General features: G+C 65.7%; 16 protein-coding genes. 5 read left to right on the top strand and 11 right to left on the bottom strand.

Going from position 1 to position 18,041, the window contains the following annotated elements; genetic code table 11:
• The first annotated feature begins 58 nt into the window (after positions 1–58).
• On the top strand, positions 59–544 hold the full coding sequence (locus G6N43_RS02610; RefSeq protein ID WP_234810203.1) for a MarR family winged helix-turn-helix transcriptional regulator: 486 nt from the start codon (positions 59–61) through the stop codon (positions 542–544).
• Between the two features lie 58 nt (positions 545–602).
• On the opposite strand, the gene G6N43_RS02615 is transcribed toward G6N43_RS02610, so the two are convergent.
• Positions 603–1,637, bottom strand: a complete 1,035-nt coding sequence (locus G6N43_RS02615; protein WP_083155796.1) for a hypothetical protein — start codon at positions 1,635–1,637, stop codon at positions 603–605.
• A 203-nt stretch (positions 1,638–1,840) separates the two neighbouring features.
• Between G6N43_RS02615 and G6N43_RS02620 the strand changes: the two genes are divergently transcribed.
• Complete coding sequence (locus tag G6N43_RS02620; protein WP_083155798.1) at positions 1,841–2,476, top strand: TetR/AcrR family transcriptional regulator; 636 nt, start codon at positions 1,841–1,843, stop codon at positions 2,474–2,476.
• Here the strand turns inward: G6N43_RS02620 and G6N43_RS02625 are convergent.
• From G6N43_RS02625 to G6N43_RS02635, 3 genes are all read right to left on the bottom strand, one after another.
• On the bottom strand, positions 2,467–3,054 hold the full coding sequence (locus tag G6N43_RS02625) for a TetR/AcrR family transcriptional regulator (protein WP_234810218.1): 588 nt from the start codon (positions 3,052–3,054) through the stop codon (positions 2,467–2,469). The genes G6N43_RS02620 and G6N43_RS02625 overlap by 10 nt on opposite strands.
• Before the next feature lie 132 nt (positions 3,055–3,186).
• A complete protein-coding gene (locus tag G6N43_RS02630) occupies positions 3,187–4,920 on the bottom strand; it encodes a phytoene desaturase family protein (RefSeq protein ID WP_083155802.1) in 1,734 nt (577 codons plus the stop codon).
• 67 nt (positions 4,921–4,987) lie between these two features.
• Positions 4,988–5,581 carry a TetR/AcrR family transcriptional regulator gene (locus G6N43_RS02635; RefSeq protein WP_083155804.1) on the bottom strand — a complete coding sequence of 198 codons (594 nt, stop codon included), beginning with the start codon at positions 5,579–5,581 and terminating at the stop codon, positions 4,988–4,990.
• A 112-nt stretch (positions 5,582–5,693) separates the two neighbouring features.
• On the opposite strand from G6N43_RS02635, the gene G6N43_RS02640 reads away from it, so the two are divergent.
• A complete protein-coding gene (locus tag G6N43_RS02640; protein WP_083155806.1) occupies positions 5,694–6,695 on the top strand; it encodes a spirocyclase AveC family protein in 1,002 nt (333 codons plus the stop codon).
• Positions 6,696–6,729: 34 nt separating this feature from the next.
• Positions 6,730–7,809 carry a DUF7064 domain-containing protein gene (locus G6N43_RS02645; protein ID WP_083155808.1) on the top strand — a complete coding sequence of 360 codons (1,080 nt, stop codon included), beginning with the start codon at positions 6,730–6,732 and terminating at the stop codon, positions 7,807–7,809.
• Position 7,810: 1 nt separating this feature from the next.
• On the opposite strand, the gene G6N43_RS02650 is transcribed toward G6N43_RS02645, so the two are convergent.
• The 7 genes from G6N43_RS02650 to G6N43_RS02680 are packed head-to-tail and all read right to left on the bottom strand — an operon-like array spanning position 7,811 to position 16,731.
• A complete protein-coding gene (locus tag G6N43_RS02650; protein WP_083155810.1) occupies positions 7,811–9,412 on the bottom strand; it encodes a PEP-utilizing enzyme in 1,602 nt (533 codons plus the stop codon).
• Entirely contained in the window at positions 9,409–10,506 is a 1,098-nt protein-coding gene (locus tag G6N43_RS02655) for a TIGR03857 family LLM class F420-dependent oxidoreductase (protein ID WP_234810204.1), read from the bottom strand. The genes G6N43_RS02650 and G6N43_RS02655 overlap by 4 nt, the downstream gene beginning before the upstream one ends.
• The gene (locus G6N43_RS02660; protein ID WP_234810205.1) at positions 10,503–12,134 is read right to left on the bottom strand and encodes a PEP-utilizing enzyme; all 1,632 of its coding nucleotides are present in this window, start codon (positions 12,132–12,134) and stop codon (positions 10,503–10,505) included. The genes G6N43_RS02655 and G6N43_RS02660 overlap by 4 nt, the downstream gene beginning before the upstream one ends.
• Entirely contained in the window at positions 12,131–13,645 is a 1,515-nt protein-coding gene (locus G6N43_RS02665; protein WP_083155812.1) for a pyruvate, phosphate dikinase, read from the bottom strand. Before G6N43_RS02665 ends, G6N43_RS02660 begins: the two co-directional genes overlap by 4 nt.
• The gene (locus tag G6N43_RS02670; RefSeq protein ID WP_234810206.1) at positions 13,642–14,286 is read right to left on the bottom strand and encodes a hypothetical protein; all 645 of its coding nucleotides are present in this window, start codon (positions 14,284–14,286) and stop codon (positions 13,642–13,644) included. Before G6N43_RS02670 ends, G6N43_RS02665 begins: the two co-directional genes overlap by 4 nt.
• An 11-nt stretch (positions 14,287–14,297) precedes the next feature.
• Positions 14,298–15,215 carry a DUF7064 domain-containing protein gene (locus tag G6N43_RS02675; protein ID WP_083155814.1) on the bottom strand — a complete coding sequence of 306 codons (918 nt, stop codon included), beginning with the start codon at positions 15,213–15,215 and terminating at the stop codon, positions 14,298–14,300.
• A 25-nt stretch (positions 15,216–15,240) separates the two neighbouring features.
• A complete protein-coding gene (locus tag G6N43_RS02680) occupies positions 15,241–16,731 on the bottom strand; it encodes a PEP-utilizing enzyme (RefSeq protein ID WP_083155940.1) in 1,491 nt (496 codons plus the stop codon).
• Between the two features lie 232 nt (positions 16,732–16,963).
• Between G6N43_RS02680 and G6N43_RS02685 the strand changes: the two genes are divergently transcribed.
• Positions 16,964–17,581, top strand: a complete 618-nt coding sequence (locus G6N43_RS02685) for a TetR/AcrR family transcriptional regulator (RefSeq protein ID WP_083155816.1) — start codon at positions 16,964–16,966, stop codon at positions 17,579–17,581.
• Positions 17,582–18,041 lie beyond the last annotated feature (460 nt).

Raw genomic sequence — 18,041 nt, forward strand, 5'->3', positions numbered from 1 at the left:
CGACCGGATCGGTGACGCTCTGCACGTCTTGGCTCGGCGGGCCGCCGAGAAGCATGACTTGTCCAGCACCCAGATGCGGGTCCTTGGTTGGCTTTTCGTCGGCTCGCCGCCGGCCGCGCGCAGCACCACGCTGGCACGCGAACTCAACGTGGCCGATCCCACCGTCAGCGATGCGATCGCTGCGCTGATCCGCAAAGGGCTGGTGCTGCGAACGCCGGATCCCGGCGACCGTCGGCGACGCGACCTGGTTCTCACCGCGGAGGGCCGCAAGACCGCGGCCGAACTGTCCCGGTGGACTGCACCGGCCGAGATCGCCACCTCCAAGCTCGACCGTGCCGAAGCCGAACAGCTACTCGACTCGCTTTTGGTAGTCATGAGGAAACTCCATGACGCGCAGATGCTTCCGGTCGTCCGCGCCTGCAGCACGTGTGTGCACCTGGGAACGACGGGCCGCGAACTGCGGAGCTACCACTGTCTGCGCTTCGACGAGGCGATGACGGTCTCGGATCTGAGAGTGGACTGCATCGACCATGCGACCGCCTAAGTAGAACAGGCCGGCGACAACGTCGTGAGACGTTGCCGCCGGCCCGTATGGCGTGCTGTTAGACCGTCGTCGGGACGCGTTCCTGATTGGCTGCGTTGGGAATCACGGTCGGGCCGACGATGAGCGCCTGCGAGGGATCCTCCGGATTGGTCGCGATACCGTCGCCGGGCTTGACGCCACCCTCCTCACACATCTTCTGCCACATGGCCATTCGGGTCGCCTTGTTGGGCGTGAACTTGCCGTAGACGAAGACACGCCACAGGGTCCAGCGCGGAGCGGGCAGATGATCAGGCCGGCCGACCAGCTTGTGCAGGATGGCCATCCAGCCGACCATCATCGCCATCATGGCGGTGGTGAAGACCCACTTCATCCAGACAGGCATGGTCGAGTTGAGTGCCAGGATGTGAATGGAGCCGACACCGAAGTAGGCGACCATCATGCCGAACGGCGCGACCAGGAACAGCAGCGCCTTGCTCTTGCCCTTCAGGCGCGGGACGGCGAAGGCCAGGATCGCGCCGATGGTGACGAACGAACCACCGTTGATGAAGCCCCACCAGTACGGGAAGCCGAGGAACTCGTAGGGCTGAACACCGTAGTAGAGGTAGACGCCCAGGTTGATGCCGATGGTCTCCATCAGCGCATCGGTGGCGATACCCAATCCGAGCAGCATGAAGAACACGTTGCGGTGTGCGCCGTTGCGGATCACGAAGTAGCAGAAGTAGGCCTCCAGGCCGAGGAACGCCACGTAGCAGAGCGGGATCAGCGCCGGCACGGTGATGCCGAAGTTGGTGAAGGCGGGCACCAGGTTCTTCGCCCAGTGCAGGTGGCCGAGTAGGTCCAGCATCGGCTCCAGCAGGCTGCAGATCAGGCCGCTGGTCAGGACGATGATCGGGATCCAGTTACGGCTGCGCACCGCGGCGCGGATCGCCCACGGCGTCGCGAAGATGACCACCGCGGCGCCGGCGATGAAGAAGAAGACGATCTCGGACGTGGTGCTGGCCTCGAAATCGCCGGGTGCCGGCTGCATATGGGGCGGCCACCCCTGGTTGTCGCTGACCAGTGGCCACCAACTGGTGGCGAGGAAGCGATCCATCGCTGTTGACCTCCTTGAGAAGCAGTGGCCGGGGGTTTAGCTGCGTAAACGCGTCTCGGTATCGAACTCACAGTCACGACCACGTGTGGACTGCATCACGTTAACACAGTGTCCGTACACTGTGTACACCTATTTCGAATTGAGATTAAACATGTTCATCGGCCCAGGACGTGCGTCGCCCGCGCGGGAAGTAATGTCGGGGCATGACCGAGACCTCGCGCCGCTACGCCAAGCGGTTCAGGTCTGTCGAAACAGACGGTGTACGTCCGGTCGATCAGATCCTCTCCGCCACGCTGGGCCTGTTGGACCGCAAGTCGTTCAACGACATCAGCGTGGCCGACATCCTCACCGAGTCGAAAGTCTCGCGGACAACCTTCTATTTCTATTTCGCGTCCAAGTTCTCGGTTCTGAGCGGTCTGCTCACGCAGGCGATGGACGACATCTTCGAGACGGTGCAGCCCTTTCTCAGCCGCGCGGAGGAGGATTCGCCCGAGGAGGCACTGGAGCGCAGCCTCCGCGCGGTCACCACGGCGTGGCATCGGCACCGACTTGTGTTGCAGGCCGCGGCGCATCATTGGCATTCCGACCCGGAGTTGAATGCGCTCTGGCTACAGATCGTGGAACGGTTTGTCAGCGCCGGCGCCGAAGAAATCGAGCGTGAACGTGCGGCAGGCAAGATCACGTCATCGGAGTCGGGCCGAACGCTGGCCGCCATGCTCTTCTGGGGGACCGAGCGCGTCCTCTACATAGCGGGCCTCGGCGTGGAGCCCTCGCTGGTGGACGAAGAAGCCGCACTCGGACCGCTGGTGGCCTTGTGGCACGGCACCCTCTACGGCTGAGCGCAGTCGCCGAAAGCTGTTTCGCCAGAGCCCGATTCGCACCTAACCGGGCACAAGCCGGTCCGTACCAGGGTTTGGGCCGTCCGCACCACGCCGTCCACCGAGCCCCGACTGGGCTCCCACCATTCGGCGGCCCAGTTGAGCGCACCCATGACCAGTAACCGGGTGATCCTGGCGTCGACATCGGCACGAATCTCGCCATCGGCGACCGCGTCGGCGAACAGCTGCTGCCAGATCCGGCCGTAGGCAGCTTCCTCTTTCTTCTGTCTGACGCCCAGACGTTCGGGAATCTGACCGGAGTTTCGGATGGACGCCGTCGTGTAGTCCGACAGCTCCAGTTCGTGACGCAGATGGGAGTCCACCGCGGTCATGATCTTGTCCATGGCGGTGGCGTCCGGTGGCAGCTCGTCGAGCTTCTGCTCCAGATGCCGTCGCATATCGCTGATCCCGCAGTACATGACCTCTTCGATGAGGTCCTCGCGCGACGGGAAGTAGTAGTAGATCGCGGGTGCCTGCAGCTGTGCGTACTCGGCGACGTCTGTCAGGCGTGTACCCGCAAAGCCCTTGACGCTGAGCACATGTGCGGCGGCGTCGAGAATGCGGGTGCGGGTGCGATGCGACTTCGAATCGGCCCCCTCGCCGTTCGTCGAGGGGGTGCCGAACTTCTTGGCCATCAACCCATCACAGGTCGGCGCCGACGCGCGGACCCGTCACTCTTGGCCTGGGAAGGGATCGTTGGGCCCCGACGAGTACGGATCGGCTGTCAGCGCCGCTCTCTTGCGCTCGCGCAAGAGTCGGTCCTTGAGCGCACCCAGCCGGCCGCCCTTGTCCTCGAGGTGGAACTGCTTGAGCATCGTCCGCGCGGCGTTCTGGCCGGGCATACCGCTGATACCCGCCACCGGGTGCGTCCCCGACCCGGTGAGGAACAGTCCCTCGACCGGTGTGCGGTAGCCGGCGAAACCGGCGACGGGCTTGTTGGGTCCGAAGCGGCTGATCGTGGGATCGACGTGGTAGACCGAACCGTCGATGGCCCAGAACCGCTCTTCGATGTCGGGCAGCACCAGTGGCCGCACCGCGACCTGGAGGTCCTCGACGCCCTTGTAGTACTCGTCGGCGTCTTTGATGATGCTGTCGGTGATCTGCTTGCGCGCCACGTCCCAACCGTCCTCGGGGAACGACGGCGTCAGGCCCGTCCAGAACCACCAAAGGTCTTTGCCCGGAGGCGACATCGACGGATCGAACGCGTTGGTGACCTGGGCGAGCCCGGGAATCGCGTCGGGCACCTTGCCGCGAACGCAGGCTCGCGCGGCCTCCTTGGCCTGTTCGTAGGTGTGGTAGCAGTTGCAGGCGATACGGAGGTCGATACCGTCGCCGCGCCACTTCTCGTGCTTGGACATGTCGATGCGGCCGGACAGCGCGACGTTGATCTTGGCGTCGGCGATCCCACGCTTGCGGGTGGGGATGTGGTCGGCCGCGACCTGCTTCTTGGGCTCCAGGACGCCGCGGGGGAGCAGTCGGGTCAGTGTCGTCTTCGGGCTGCATGCGGTCAGGACGCCGCGGCGGGCCCGGATCTCCTCACCGCCGCGGATCCGCACGCCGGTGCAGCGGCCGTTGGTGATGAGCAGTTCTTCCACCGGCGAACTGGTGATGATGTCGCCGCCGTTGTCCTTGAGCACCCCGATCAGGGCCTTCGGCAACGAGCCCGTGCCGCCGTGGAACATCGCGACGCCGTACTTCGACAGCACGCCGAGGTAGATCAGCGACCAGCCGGACAGATCGGCGTCGAACGGCATGAACGGCAGCGATGTCAGCAACGGCGCCCGGATCATGTCGTGCTCGAAGCTCTCCTCGACCGCCTCGGTCTGCGAGCTGGACATCCAGCGACCCAACGCGGCGAGCTGCTTGCGGTTCTTCAGTAAACCCTTGGCGGACTTGAGGATCGCCTTGATGTCGGGCTGGATCACGTTGGTCTGCATCATGGGCAGGCCCATCTCGACCGCGGCGTCGATCACCTCGTAGAGCTCGAGCAGGGCACGCGCGTCCTTCTTGGAGAAGTACTCCAGCTCGGCCGCGGTCTTGCGGGGGTCGCGCCAGAGGCCGAGCGAGCTGCCGTCGGCGGCCAGCTGGAAGTGGGCGGGATCGATGACGGTCTGGCGCAGCCCGTACTTCGTCGACAGTTCGAGGTCGTCGTTGATCGTCGTGGTGCGGAACAGCGAGGCCTGGATCGACGCCTCGTTGAGGGTGTATTCCGGCGCCTCCGGAGCGAAGGAGTTCGTCGACGTCATGCCGCCCGCCGTAGCGGCTGCCTCCACGACCAGCACATCGAGCCCGGCCTTCGCCAGATAGGCGGCCGCGACCAGCCCATTGTGGCCGGAACCGACCACGATGACGTCGGCCTCGCGGGGCGTTCTGGCGGCGGTGCTCGGACGGGCGTCTTCCGACATGAGAATCCTTCGAATCGACTTTTTTATTCTAGGTTAAAGTCAATACTCGGTTCCACGTCGCGTTGTGTCAAGACCGGGTCGGCGTGGTCGCCATCGTCAGCGAGGTCATCACGAAGCGTTCGATCAGGATCCGCTCCTGTTGCTCAGGAATGTTGCGGCGCAAGATGATGGACGCGTAGACCGTATGCAGCCAGTCGGCGAGATCCTGGTTGGACAGGTCGTCGCGCAGCAGTTTGTGACTGCGGCCGTAATCGAGCCACGGTCGCCAGAACTGCAGCGCACGCTCCGTGAGTTCGGGCGCCCACAGGGCCTCGTGGGCCGTGATCGGACTGCCGTCGCCCCACATTGCGGTCAATTCGGGGTCGTTCCGCAGCGCTTCGATCACCTTCACCGACAGTTCGACGAACGACTCGTGAAACGTCTCGCCAGGCACGGTGGTACCGGCCGCCGCCTCGTCGGCGATCTCGATGATGCGGTCGGTGACCGCGGCCAGCAGCAGTTCCCGCCGGTCAAAGAACACCTTGTAGACAAGCTGGCGGCTGCAGCCCGCGACGCGCCCCACTTCGGTCATCGTGACGCCGCGAATGCCCTTGGAGCGCAGCAGCTTACGGGCCGCGTCCAGAATCCGCCTGCGCACCTCCGCGCGCGTGGATTGCGTCACCTCGGCAGATTACCCCGGGTGATGACCGGCTATTGACAAATCGGTGTGAGCGTTGACACTATCCGACCAACGATTACAAAATACACAATTTGTCACCCCGAGGGGCTTCTCAATGTCTCTGACTGTCGGATCCGGCGACCAGGTCCTCGATTCGAGTGCGGAATCCGATCCGCCACCGCTGGGCCGGCAGGGTCCTGCGACGTTCCTGGCGTTGATCGGCGCCGTGTGGTTCGTCGTGTGTGTCTATGTAATAGCCCGTTGGGTCACCTCGGGCGAGGACTTCACCCCCGCACCCCGCATCGGGCCCGACGTCATGGCGGACTGGCGGCTGATCGCCCTGCGGGTGTTCGAGGCGATCAGCCTGGCGGTGATGGTCGCGTTCGTGTGGTTCTGCGTCGTCAAGCCGCTCCGCGAGACCGGACGGCTCAGCCTCGACGGGAAGTTCGTCATCGGCGGCATCATCTGCTTCGTCGCGGACGCGTTCCTCAACGTGCAGCAGTACCTGTTCGCGTGGAACAGCGCGAACGTCAACCGCGGAGTGTGGGTGCGCTTTCTGCCATTCCACAACCCGGGGGCACCCACGCGATATGCGGAGTCGCTGATCTGGGGTCCGCCGATGTACATCTACTTCTGCGCCGGTGTCGCCATCGTGGCCTGCCACGAAGCCAAGCGGGTGCGTCGTCGGTGGCCGAACATCACCAAGTTCCGGCTGTTCGTGTTCATCTTCATCTTCGAGTTCATCTTCGACTTCGTCGTCGAGAACCTCGTCATCAGGACCACCCACGCCTACGCCTTCGCGAAAACCTATGAGCCGTTGACGCTCTGGGCCGGCGAGGTACACCAGTTCCCGATCTACGAATCCATCCTGGTGGCCTTCGTGGGCTGCGTGTTCACCTGGGCCCGCATCGAGGCCGACGAGCGACCCGTAGGGTTCTCGCCCATCGAGGTCGGTGTCGAACGGTGGCGGTCGTCGCTGCAACCGCACGTCCGCAACTTCGCGGTGCTGGGGTTCTGCATGGTGACGCTGGTGTTCGTCTACCACCTGCCGTTCAACTGGCTGGGGCTCATCGGCACCTCGTATGCCGACCTGCCCAGCTACCTGCTGCCCGGGTGAAAGCCGTTGTGCCGCAGCGTGAGAAGCTGCGGGTATGACCCCAGCTTCCGGAACCCACGGCACACGCATCCGGACGGGTGATAATCCGTTCGCGGTGGACGGTGCGGACGATCTACTGCACGTTCCGCCCGCGGACCAGCCCGGGTGGAGCGAGACCATGTACTTTCACGTCTGGTCGGCCGAGCGTGGTGTCGGCGTCTTCGTACACGTCGGGCGTTGGCCCGGTGACCTCGATCTGTGGTGGGCGCAGACGATCGCCATGCTGCCCGACGGTCGACTGCTGGTCGGCCGGTCGTGGGGGCGGGCTCCCGACAACCGGGGTCCGGCGACCGGCAATCTGCAAATCACGTGCGTGGAGCCGTTGCGGCGCTGGCGGTTACAGTTCGACGGCGCGGGTGAGAAAACCGATCTCCTCACCATGTCGACGCGCCCCGTCGGTGCGGGGCCGGCGCAACCGTTCGCCTTCGATGTCGAACTGACGGCCGCCGCGCCGGTATGGGATATGGGCCGTGCGCTCGGTGCGCCGGAACCGAAGATCGACGAGCTGTCGTGGGCAGCCTTTCACCACACTCAGGGTTTTCACGCCGACGGCGAATTGCGTGTTGCCGGGGAGCGTACAAGTCTGCGCGGGGTGGCACACCGCGACCATTCCAGTGGTCTCCGCGATGTCAGCCGACTGGGTGGCCTGAATTTCTTCGTGGTGGTGTTCCCCGAATCCGACCGGGTGGCAAACGGTTTGGTCAATTGGCGCAGCGACGGCACCGTCGACCACCGAGTGTTCACGGTATTCGAGCAAGGAACCTGCGAGACGGGGGCCGACGTCCGGGTCACCGGATTGGAGTCGTTTCAGACCCACCAGCCACACCAGCTGTCGATCACGATGGCTCGGGAGGTCGGGCCGTTGCGGATGCGTGCCGAATGGCTGCACGGATACACGATGACCTTCTTGTCCCCCAACGAGAACATCATCGGCGTAGATCTCGCGAGCCAACCGGACCCATTGATCATCACGCAGAGCACGGTGCGTGTGGTCGGTCCCGACGGCGATGTCGGTTACGGCGTCATCGAACGGGACTATCGGCCATCGATGCTGCCCTCCCCGGACGAGCGGTAGCCTAGCCAGCCCGTTCGAGCACGGTGACCACCCCGGCGCTGCCGTCGACTCGGATACGGTCACCCGTGCGCAGGACACGGGTGCCGTCTCCGGTGCCGATGACACACGGCATCCCCATTTCGCGGGCCACGATCGCGCCGTGCGACGACGTCGAGCCGATGTCGATCACTGCGCCCGCCGCGAGATGGAACGCCGATGCCCAAGAGGGATCGGTTGTCCGGCAGACCAGGATCTCGTCGGGCTCCAGGTCGTCGAGGTCCTCGGCAGAAGCAAGTACGCGGGCGAACCCCTCGGCGACACCGTGTGCGGCTGCCACGCCCGTTACCTTCTCGACCTGCTGCTCGCTCCGGGACGTCACCGGCACCGGGACGGGCGGACCTACCCACGCATCGGGAACATCGATCTGTTCGTAGGCGGCGCGCAGTTCCCGGCGCACCGCCACCAGGTCGCGCGCGTTCGGCGGCGGCGTACCCAGGATCTCGTCGAGGGTCAGGTAGAAGACGTCGCGGGCGTCATCGATGACCCCCGCCGCCGCCAACTCAGCACCGCGAACCGCGCAGGCGGCCCGTGCGCCGTCGAATCCCTTGGCCAGTGCCGCCTTTCCTTCTTCGCGCAGCGGAATATAGGTGGCGGCCAGTCTGATCAACAGCCTTGCGATGAACCGCTTGCGGCGCGGCAGCGCAGCCAACAGTTCGCGCTCGGCTTGCTTGCGTGCTCGCGTCCTTGCTGCAGCGGCCGTGGTGAGGTCCTGGCGCTCCGGGGCCGCGCGGTACTTCTCCACCATTCGCTCGACCAAATCGGGACGCTCGCGCCATGACGGGTTGGATACCTCGATTTCGCCGGCGCATCGGAAGCCATACTCCGACAGGAAGTCCGAGGTCTTCATCTGCCCGAGTGCGACCTCGTTGAGTGCTGCCACCAACGCGGTCTCAACCATCTGCCCGTAGCCGGTGGACAGCTCGAGGTGTAGTCCGGGCCGGCCGGCAGCTTCGGCGAGCCCGCGCAAGGCGTCGAACACGCCCTGTGCGACGAATGTGCCGGCGACGTGGACGCGCATCGCGTACTCGAGCATCTGCAGCGATTGGCTGAACTGCGTCTGGACCGGCCGGGCCATCCCCGCCGGTGACGTGGCCAACCTCCACCAGGCGTCGACCTCCTTCGACATCCGCCGGATGCGTCGCGGCAGAGTGACTACCGCCAGGGGCGCTTTGACCGCCACCACGGGATAGCGCCGTTTGGATGAGGTGTCCGGCACCCCGTCGCGTGATGAGCCGAAGATCTGCTCCTCGAACGCCGCACCGGACTGACCGGGAATCAGGTCGCTGATGCGGCGAAAGTAGTTGATGCTGGCTGTGTATCGCCCGTAGAACACCGTCGACGAGGACTCCGACGGTGTGGTGCCGACAGTCACTTCGCTGCGACGCAGCACGCCGAGGTCATAGAAGGTGCCGTTGACCGCGAGATCGCTGACCGGTAGCCACAGGGTGGCGCCGAGCGGGCTCATCACGCCCTGATAGTTCTCCCGTGTGTTGATCGTCGACCATGCGTCGTCGGGTCCCGATTCGCGGTGCATCGGATTTGGCGCGTACAGGTCGATGCTCATGTGAGGCTCCCGGCCGGGGTGTTCTGCCAGGCGGCCAGCAGGCCGGCGTTCTGGCGCGGAGTGCTTCCGTAAGTGGTGATCTCGTCGACGCCGGCGCGCCTGAACTCGTGGAGTTTGTCGACGCATTGTGCGGCGGTGCCGAACGCGCATGACGACGTCATCCACTCGTCGGGCACGAGTGCGGCGGCCTCGAGCAGCTGGATCCGATGGAAGGCGGTGTCGACGAGTTCGTCGCCGCCTTTTGCCTGTGCCAGGGCTGCCCGCAGGCGTTCGACGGGCCCGAATTCCCAGTCGTTGACCTTCGCCAGAGCCGCACCGTACTCCGGCGCCTGCAGATAGGTGACCGCGCGAGCGTGGGCGAGGGCGCGCGTCTCGTCGATGCCCAGATCCGGTGCGGTGACGACGCATTGGACAATGTGCAGCGAGGACGGATCCCGGCCGATGGCCTCGCAGGCACCGCGCAGCCTTGTCACCGCGGCGGCGGACGCCTGCGGCGACATCATCGGCGGCAGGATGACGCCGTCGAATGCTTTGGCAACAGCCTCAGCCGCTTTCGGCATACCGAAGGTCCCATACAGCACCTTGGGTGCGGGACCGTGGTACGTGTCGCCGAGTTTGATACCGCGGTAGCTGCCCGCTGGGCCGTCGTAGGTCACCGTCTCTCCGGCCCACAGTCGACGCAGGATGGAGACGTAGTCCACCACCGCGTCGAAGCCTGCGGTCCGCAGACCTTCGTGCCGGAGGTACGCGTGGTCGCCGCGACCGAGACCCAGCAGGAACCGAGGCCCGAATGCGGCGTGCATCGTCGCCCCGAATGCGGCCATGTGCAACACGTGCCGCCTGGCGGGTGACACCAATCCCGTTCCTAGTCCGACCCGATGGGTTCGAGCGCCCACGGCGCCGAGGATGACGCCGGCCTCCTTGAGGTTCCAGCGCTCGGAGAGATAGACGTTGGCGAAGCCGAGGTTCTCGGCCCCCACTCCGTCATCGATGCCTTGGGCGACGGTGCGGGCCGCCGTCTCGTCGATGTAGACGTCTGGGGGATTCGATACCACCCGACCTGCGATCAGGTACGCGCTGAGTACGGCGGTCACGGCGCGACCGATGGACAGCTCTCGAGGACCTCGACGGTGCCGCGGTCGCCGTCCACCCGGATCAATTGGCCCTCGGTGATCCGGCGACTGCCCACCTCGGTGCCGCACACGCAGGGGATTCCGATCTCGCGAGCGACGATCGGGCCGTGGCTCAGCAGGCCGCCGTGGTCTGTGACGACGGCACCGGCCACGAGGAACAGCGGGACCCACGCCGGGTCGGTCGTCTCGCAGACGAGGATGTCGCCGTCGTCGAGATCCACCGCGTCGGGGTCGCGCACCACTCGAGCGCGACCCTGAGTCACACCACCACTTGCCGCGACGCCGGTGAGCACCTCCCCGGCTTCGAGGGGTGTCCGGTCCTCATCGCAGGTCCTGACGATCTCGGGCATTCCCGACCATGACTTCGGCAGCCGAAGCGATTGTCGCGCTCGGTATTCAGCCGCTCGCGCCTGAACGAGCGCGCGCTGGTCGGTGCGAATCCCCGCCGCGAGTGCCTGGTACCGGAGGTGGAAGACGTCTTCCGCCTGCTCGATGACTCCGCGTTCGACGAGTAGCGTTCCCGCTCGGCGGGCCGCGGCCCTGGCCACGTCGAAGGTCAGCAAATAGCCCGCCTTACCCTGCTCGCGCAGCGCGAGATAGCGCGCGGCGAGTTTCACCACCGCAGCGACGACCGGTCGCTTCAGGCGCGGCGTTTCGGCCAGCAGTTCGCGGAGTGCCGCGGCGCGGGTTGCGGCCTGGGCGGCGCTGCGGGCGCGCGGTGCGCGCGGACTGTCCGCGGCGATGGCGCGGTAGTCGTCGAGGCGGGCCAGCACCGGTGTCGGGTCCTCCCGCCAGGTGACCCCGGACAGCTGACCTTCGTTGGGGCCGTGATAGCCGTGCCGGTCGGTAAACTCGCGCAGCGTGATCTGGTCATGGGCGAGCGCCCACAGATCATGGGCGACTTCGTTCTCGTCCGATCCGACACCCGACAGCAGCGCCGCCTCCAAGCCGGGGCGCCCGGCGGCGTCGGCGATGGCGGCGACCTTCTCCGCGAGCGAGGAACTCACCATCGCCACGCCCATGTGGGTGCTCATGATGTCCTCGAATCGGGCCTGCGCATCCGCAATCGTTGCCAGGCAGGCACGTTCGTCCATCTCGGCGATGTGCGACAGCTTCTCGAGGCGCCACCTGCGCAGCTCGGCGAACATGGCGTCGTGGCGCTTCGGAGTCGTGATCAGCCAGCGGGGGGCCTTGGCTAAGACGGCAGGGTAGCGTCGAAAGGTGTTCTGGTCGACGGTTTCTGGGCGGACGAACCCGAACAGCTGTTGTTCGACTGCGCTGGCGGTGGTGCCCGGCATCCGATTGGCGATATCACGGAACTTGTCGATGTTGCCCGCGGCCCACCCGTCGAACACCGCCCAGAAACAGTCTTCGGCCCGGTCGGGGATCGTCAGTTCCTTCGACGTATAGACCCCGAGGTCGCGGAACATCCGACGGAACGCCATCTCCATTGCGGTGAAGACGAATTCGAGACCGAAGGTGGTGAACACACCGGGGAACGCCTCGGCGACGTTACCGGTGGTCCAGGTCTGTCCCGGTCGCGAATCGGTCGTGTCCAGGGACTCGAACATTGCATCGAGGGTCGTCACCGAGTTCCATCCTGTCGTTGGTACCGCGTCACCAGGCTCACGATGTCGATGGTGGGGTCGGGCTCTCCCAGCGCATCCCGCACCCAACGCTCGACCAGGTTGAGGTCTTCGTCGTCGCCGGAGACCGGTGGCCGCACTGGCAACTCACCGAGGTGAATCGTGCCGGAGTCGGCGTCCACGGTCACGGTCTGACCGGCGAGTGCGGTCACGGTGTCGATGCCGCAGCCGACGACGCACGGCACGGCCATCTCCCGGCACACCACCGCGGCGTGCGAGGTGGATCCACCGATCTCGGTGACGACTGCCACCGACGCCGCCATGCCCGCGACATCGTCCGGGTCGGTGGTGGGCCGTGCCAGCACGACCTGCTGTCCTTCGTCCGAGAGTTGTTCAGCCTCATCGGCATCGGTGACCACCACACCCGTGGCGATACCGGGCGATGCCGACTTGCCGGAGGCCACCGGAGGGGATGCGGACACCGCGGCGGGATCGAGTTGCGGCCGCAGGAGTGCACGGATGTGGTCGACAGTGATGCGGTCGAGTGCCTCGGGAATGCTGATCAGGCCATTGCGTTGAAAGCGTGTCGCGCAGCGCAGGGCGGCTCGCGGCGTCCGTTTCGCGGAGCGTGCCTGCAGCAGCCAGAGCGTTCCACTCTGCACGGTGAACTCGATGTCCTGAACGTCGCGGCCCTCACGTTCGAGCACCGCCGCGGCGGCCAGCAGATCGCGGTGCACCTCCGGCAGCTGCGTGGCGAGTTCATCCAGGTGCAGCGCATCCGCGCGGCCGGAGACGACATCCTCGCCCTGTCCGCGAGGAAGCCACTCGCCATAGGGATCGGAAGCACCCGTCAACGGGTCTTGGGTGAAGAGCACCCCGGTGCCGGATTCGTCGTCGAGGTTGCCGAACACCATCGCCTGTACGGTGACCGCGGTTCCGCCCGTCTCGGAGATGCCCCGGGATTGCCGGTACGCCGCTGCGCGCTTGGAGTGCCACGAATCCAGGACGGCGCGGATAGCCAGCTCGAGCTGCGCCCACGGGTCTTCGGGAGGCGTTGAGCCGACGACCTTTTCGAACTGTTCGACGAATCGCCTGCGTGTGTCCGCGGCGTAGCCGGAGTCCGATGTCTCTGCCGCCAGTGCCGCTTCCACGGCGGGCGTCATACCGAGGTTGAGGACGGTGTCCATCATGCCCGGCATGGAAATCGCGGCACCGGATCGGACCGAGACCAGCAGGGGCTTGCTGGTGTGTCCGAAGGAGCGGCCGGTGGCCTGCTCGAGTTCCGCCATCGCCGAACGCAACTCGTTACCGAGCTCGGTGGGGAGGCGGCGGCCCGCTCCGTGGTATTCCCGGCACACGTCGGTGGTCAACACAAAGGCGGGTGGTACCGGAATACCCAGCGACAGCATCTTCTGGATGCTCCAGGCCTTGCCGCCGATGGTCTCGCGTGGCAGATCTCCTTCCGCGCAGAGGGGTTGGACCCGGCGGGTGGTGTTGTTGGTCGGCGCGCTCATTCCGCCCTCCCCGCTGCGGCTTCTTCGGCGCGGGACAGCCCGGCCAGACCGATGAGGTCCTCGTGGAGTTCGAACCAGACGGTGTGATAGCTGTCCGCCAACGGTTTCGCGAACCAGGAGTGATCGCCGGCATTCACGCGATCGAGCGCGTTTGCAAATCGCGCTGGATAGTGGCCGAGGCGCGGCGCGGCTGCGACGATGCGCGCCAGCAGGCCGCGGAAGTCGGCGTCGAGCGCCGTGAGCCCGTCGATGACGGCCTGGTCGTAGTCGGCGTCGCTGTGATCGTTCGGTGTTTCCGCGTCCTTCAGCTGCCAGCGGGTCATCAGCGACTTCAGTTCGGTGTTGAACCTGCCGAACTCGTCGTAGAGCGCCTTGATCTGATCGCTGTCGATCGTCTCCAGCTCGGATGTGAGCTCACCGGCCAGCTGGTCGCGTCCCTCCACCGTGAGCTTGAGCCGGTCGCGGGCCTCCTCGACGAGGCCTGCAGCGATGAATTGACCGGTCAGCTCGGCACATTCGGCGTCGGTAAGCCCGGTGGCGGCGGGCAGATCGTCGGCGAGCACCCGCCCCTTCAGCCGTAGTGTCCGGAGCAGTCGGAGCTGTTCCATGTCCATTGCCGATTCCTGTCTGGTCGTGGTCATGCGGGTAGCTGTCAGGACACCCGGTGGACGATGCCCTGTTCGACGAAGCCCGCGCCGTCGGATTCGCCGCTCTGCAGGGTCATGAAGTCGTCATAGGTGCCGAAGGCGGGTCCGTCGGTTTCGCGGCCCATCGGGACGAAGAAGCCGGCCTTGCGGCTCGTCATAGTGACGGTCTTGGTGCGCCCATCGGCCAAGGTGATTGTGCCGGAGAGGAACTGGGCGGCAGCGTTGCGGCGGAAGCGGATGTCGGTGATCAGCACGGCGCCGTTGTCGTCGACCCAATAGCCGTCCGAACGCAGGGTTCCGTCGGCTCCGAGGAATTTCATCGCCGACAGGAACGCTCCGTCGATGACGCCGACCAGGCCCGCGTATTCGACCCACTGTGCGGCCTCGTCGCGGAAACCCCAAGTGCGGTCGCGCATCCCCGTCGCATTGAGGTGCCAGGTGCGTCCTGCGTGCACGACTGTCCCGCGCAGCGTGCAGGCCTGCTGGAAATGCTGCAGCGGCTTACCCGGTACCAGCGGTGGAATCAGGTCGTTGAGGCTGAAGTCCGCAGGTGTCCACAACGGCGCGTTACCGACGAAGACCTTCACGTCGGGATGGTCGACGGTGATGGTCCCCTCCAGCCCGAACGTCACCGACTCACTGGAAAAGGAACCAGCCGGAAGCTCCTCGATGATCTCGACGATCGCGGTTCCCAGCCGGATGGAGAAACGGGCCCGACTTGCCTGGGTGTCATTGGGGGAGGTCGAGACGTGGATGCTGCCGTACACCTCCGCCTCCACATCCCAGAAGGACAGGTAGGCGTTGTCCTTCCAGGTCGGGTCGCCGGGACCGGCGGCATCGGCGTGAATCGCCGTGGCCAGCGGTCCCCACGCGGAAACACCGCCCGCGTGTGGGGAGGCCTCGGTGGTAAGGGTTTCGGTCATCAAATGTCCTTCCGGGGTGGGGGAATCAAGCAGCTGGCGCTGTCTGGAGTACGTGTACGGTTCCGACACCTCCGTCGACTCTGACGATGTCTCCGGTGCGCAGCATCTCGGTGCCGGTCTTGGTGTTCATCACGCACGGGATGCCGAGCTCGCGGGCGACGACGGCCGCGTGGCTCATGAGGCCGCCGATGTCGACGACGAGTGCGGCGCTGAGGAACATCAGCGACACCCAGGAGGGATCGGTCGTATGGGCTATGAGGATGTCGCCGTCGGCGATGTCGGCCTCGGCAGGATCGGTCACGACCACGGCGCGGCCTTCGACGATGCCCGTGCACGCACCGATCCCGGACAACGAAGTGTCGGTGGAAGCGTCGGCCTGATGACCCGGCTGCGGTGTCGGTCGTCCGGTCCAGGCGCTGGGGATGGTCACCGATTGGTACCGCTGCCGCTCCTCACGCCGTGCCGTGACCAGGTCTGCCAGATCTGCGCGGGGATCGATGACGGTGGTGCCCGTGAGCTCGTCGATGGTGAGGTAGAAGGCGTCCTCTTCATCGGCGAGGCGACCGGCATCCGCCAACAGCGCGCCGATCTGGCGAGCGCTTGCCCGCAGCACGTCGAGGCACTGCAGATACGACACCTTGCCGGTGCCCCGCAGCGGAATGTAGCGGCGGGCCAGACGGAGCACGAGTCGGGCCCGCACCGCGTCTGCGCCGCTCAACGAGGAGAAGAGCTTCCGTTCAGCCTCGGCACGCTGGCGAGGCCCTTCAAAGGCCTTGGCGTGTGGGGATTCTGAGTCGGGCTTGATGCGGTAACGCTGCACCAGGGCGTGCACCGCCCCGGGATCCTCCCGCCAGACCCGCGTTGCGAGCTCACCCTCCCCAGGACCGTGGTAGCCGTGCCGACGGATGAACTCGGCTTCGTCGATGACGTCGCGCGACGCGGCCCACAGATCGTCGAGTACGGCACCCTCCTCGTGCGAGCAGCCGCGTAGCAGCGCAGCGGAGTCGACGCCGGTGGCCGCCGCCAACTTCGAGAGCTGATCCTGCAGGGGCTGGATCAGGGTGGCTGAGATAACGGCCTGCGCGGCAAGAGCGTCGAAGAATCGGTCGCGGGCTTCCGCGGCCGACTGCCGTGCCCGCATCAGGTCCTTGCAGGGCATATCGGAGGTCTGCTGTCGCCACCAGATATCGGTGTCGGCCCGCAACCGGTCGATCCTGCGCCCGATTGTCAGCAGGGTCCGCGGATAGCGGGCGGCGATGAACGGCAACCGCCGATTGGAGGGACGGCTGCGGAAGTCCGGTGGCACGAAGCCGAAGAAGTCACGGGCCAGCGCTTCACCGGAGTGGCCCGGAATGAGATCGCCCATCTCGCAGAGGAAGTCGACACGTACGGCCATGCGACCGTAGAAGGCGCCCGTTATGCGCTCCGCTGGGTCCCGTGGAATGGCACCGCGCCGGGCAGGCAGCGCTCCCATCCCGACGAAAGGCTCGCGAAGCCCCAGTTCACTGGCAGGCACCCAGACGCTGGCGGTCAGGGGTGTCATGACTCCCGGTACAGCTTCGGCGAGGTTGACAGAACTCCACGTGGCATCGGGCGGGGACGCCATGTGCAGCGCGTTCGCCCCGGTGTGCTTTGACACCAAGTCGTGCGGCATGGAGACTCCTGTCACGTTTCGAACTCAGAATAAAAACGAAGTGTACGGCGTATACTTTCGCTGGCGCAACTGCCAGTTTTTCGGAGGTGCATGAATGGCACGAGCGGGGTTGAAGCGCGAGGCGGTGGTACGCGCGGCGGTGCGGATCGCCGACGCCGAGGGCATCGAAGCGCTCAGCATGCGCCGCCTCTCACAGGAATTGGGCGTGACGCCGATGGCGCTCTACCGCTATCTGCCAGACAAATCCGGCTTGGTCGACGTGGTCGTCGACGAATCTCTGCGGGTTGTCCCGTTGGTCGATCCGAGCGGGGACATCAGCGCCGAGCTGCTCCGTTGCTTCGGTGGTCTATACGAGCTGCTACTTGCGCACCCCGGGCTGGCGCGTGCGGCCGGCGAGCGAGCCCTGGCCGGGCCGGTAGCAACCCAGATCGGCGACCAGGTGCTCGCGCTACTGCACCGCAACGGAGTCAACGGTGCCAACGCCACCAACCTCTTGGTCTCGGCGTTCAGCCTGGCCCTGGGAAGCGCGCTCTACCGGACCTCCCGAGGTGGTCGTTCAGGCAGCGACTTTGTGCGGTCAGACGGCGAGGCGCCGGCGGTCCATCGGGTGCGAGACCGGTTGGTGGCGGCCAGCGAGGACGACGAGGTGTTCAGGGACGCCCTGGAGCGGCTGATCATCAGTTATCTCGATATCGGTGCGGTCAATCGATGACGGTCGGCACGCTCCCCGTTTCGGCGCGCGCCGGCGCGCTTCTCAATTACCGACCACTGCAACGAGTTTCGGATGTCGCGGCGCGGCGGCAGCGATCACTTCGGGCTTCGGCGGTAGATCGCTCCAGCTGGGCGGACAAAAGCCTGGCGGCTCACGTCACGCGGGTTGACTCACTATGACCCACGCCATACCATCAGTCCCCGAGTCGGCTGGGATGCCGCTCGATAAGAAGCACCTCGGCGGACGCCGACCAACGTGGCGGCCGGTGCTAACAGCAGATAGAAGTAGAACCACGGAGAACAGGAGACCCGTATGGCCAGCCAAATAGGCGCCAGTGCTAGCGGGCTCGACGCAGCAAAATTTTTTTACTTCCGAATTTTAATTTTAATTAGAAGTAATATCGGGGCGTGGGCGGCGAAGATCGCCGGGATGACAGCAGCCGGAAGCAGGGGAGCTTTTA

The sequence above is a fragment of the Mycolicibacterium moriokaense genome (assembly GCF_010726085.1).
GTDB classification, from domain to species: Bacteria; Actinomycetota; Actinomycetes; order Mycobacteriales; family Mycobacteriaceae; genus Mycobacterium; species Mycobacterium moriokaense.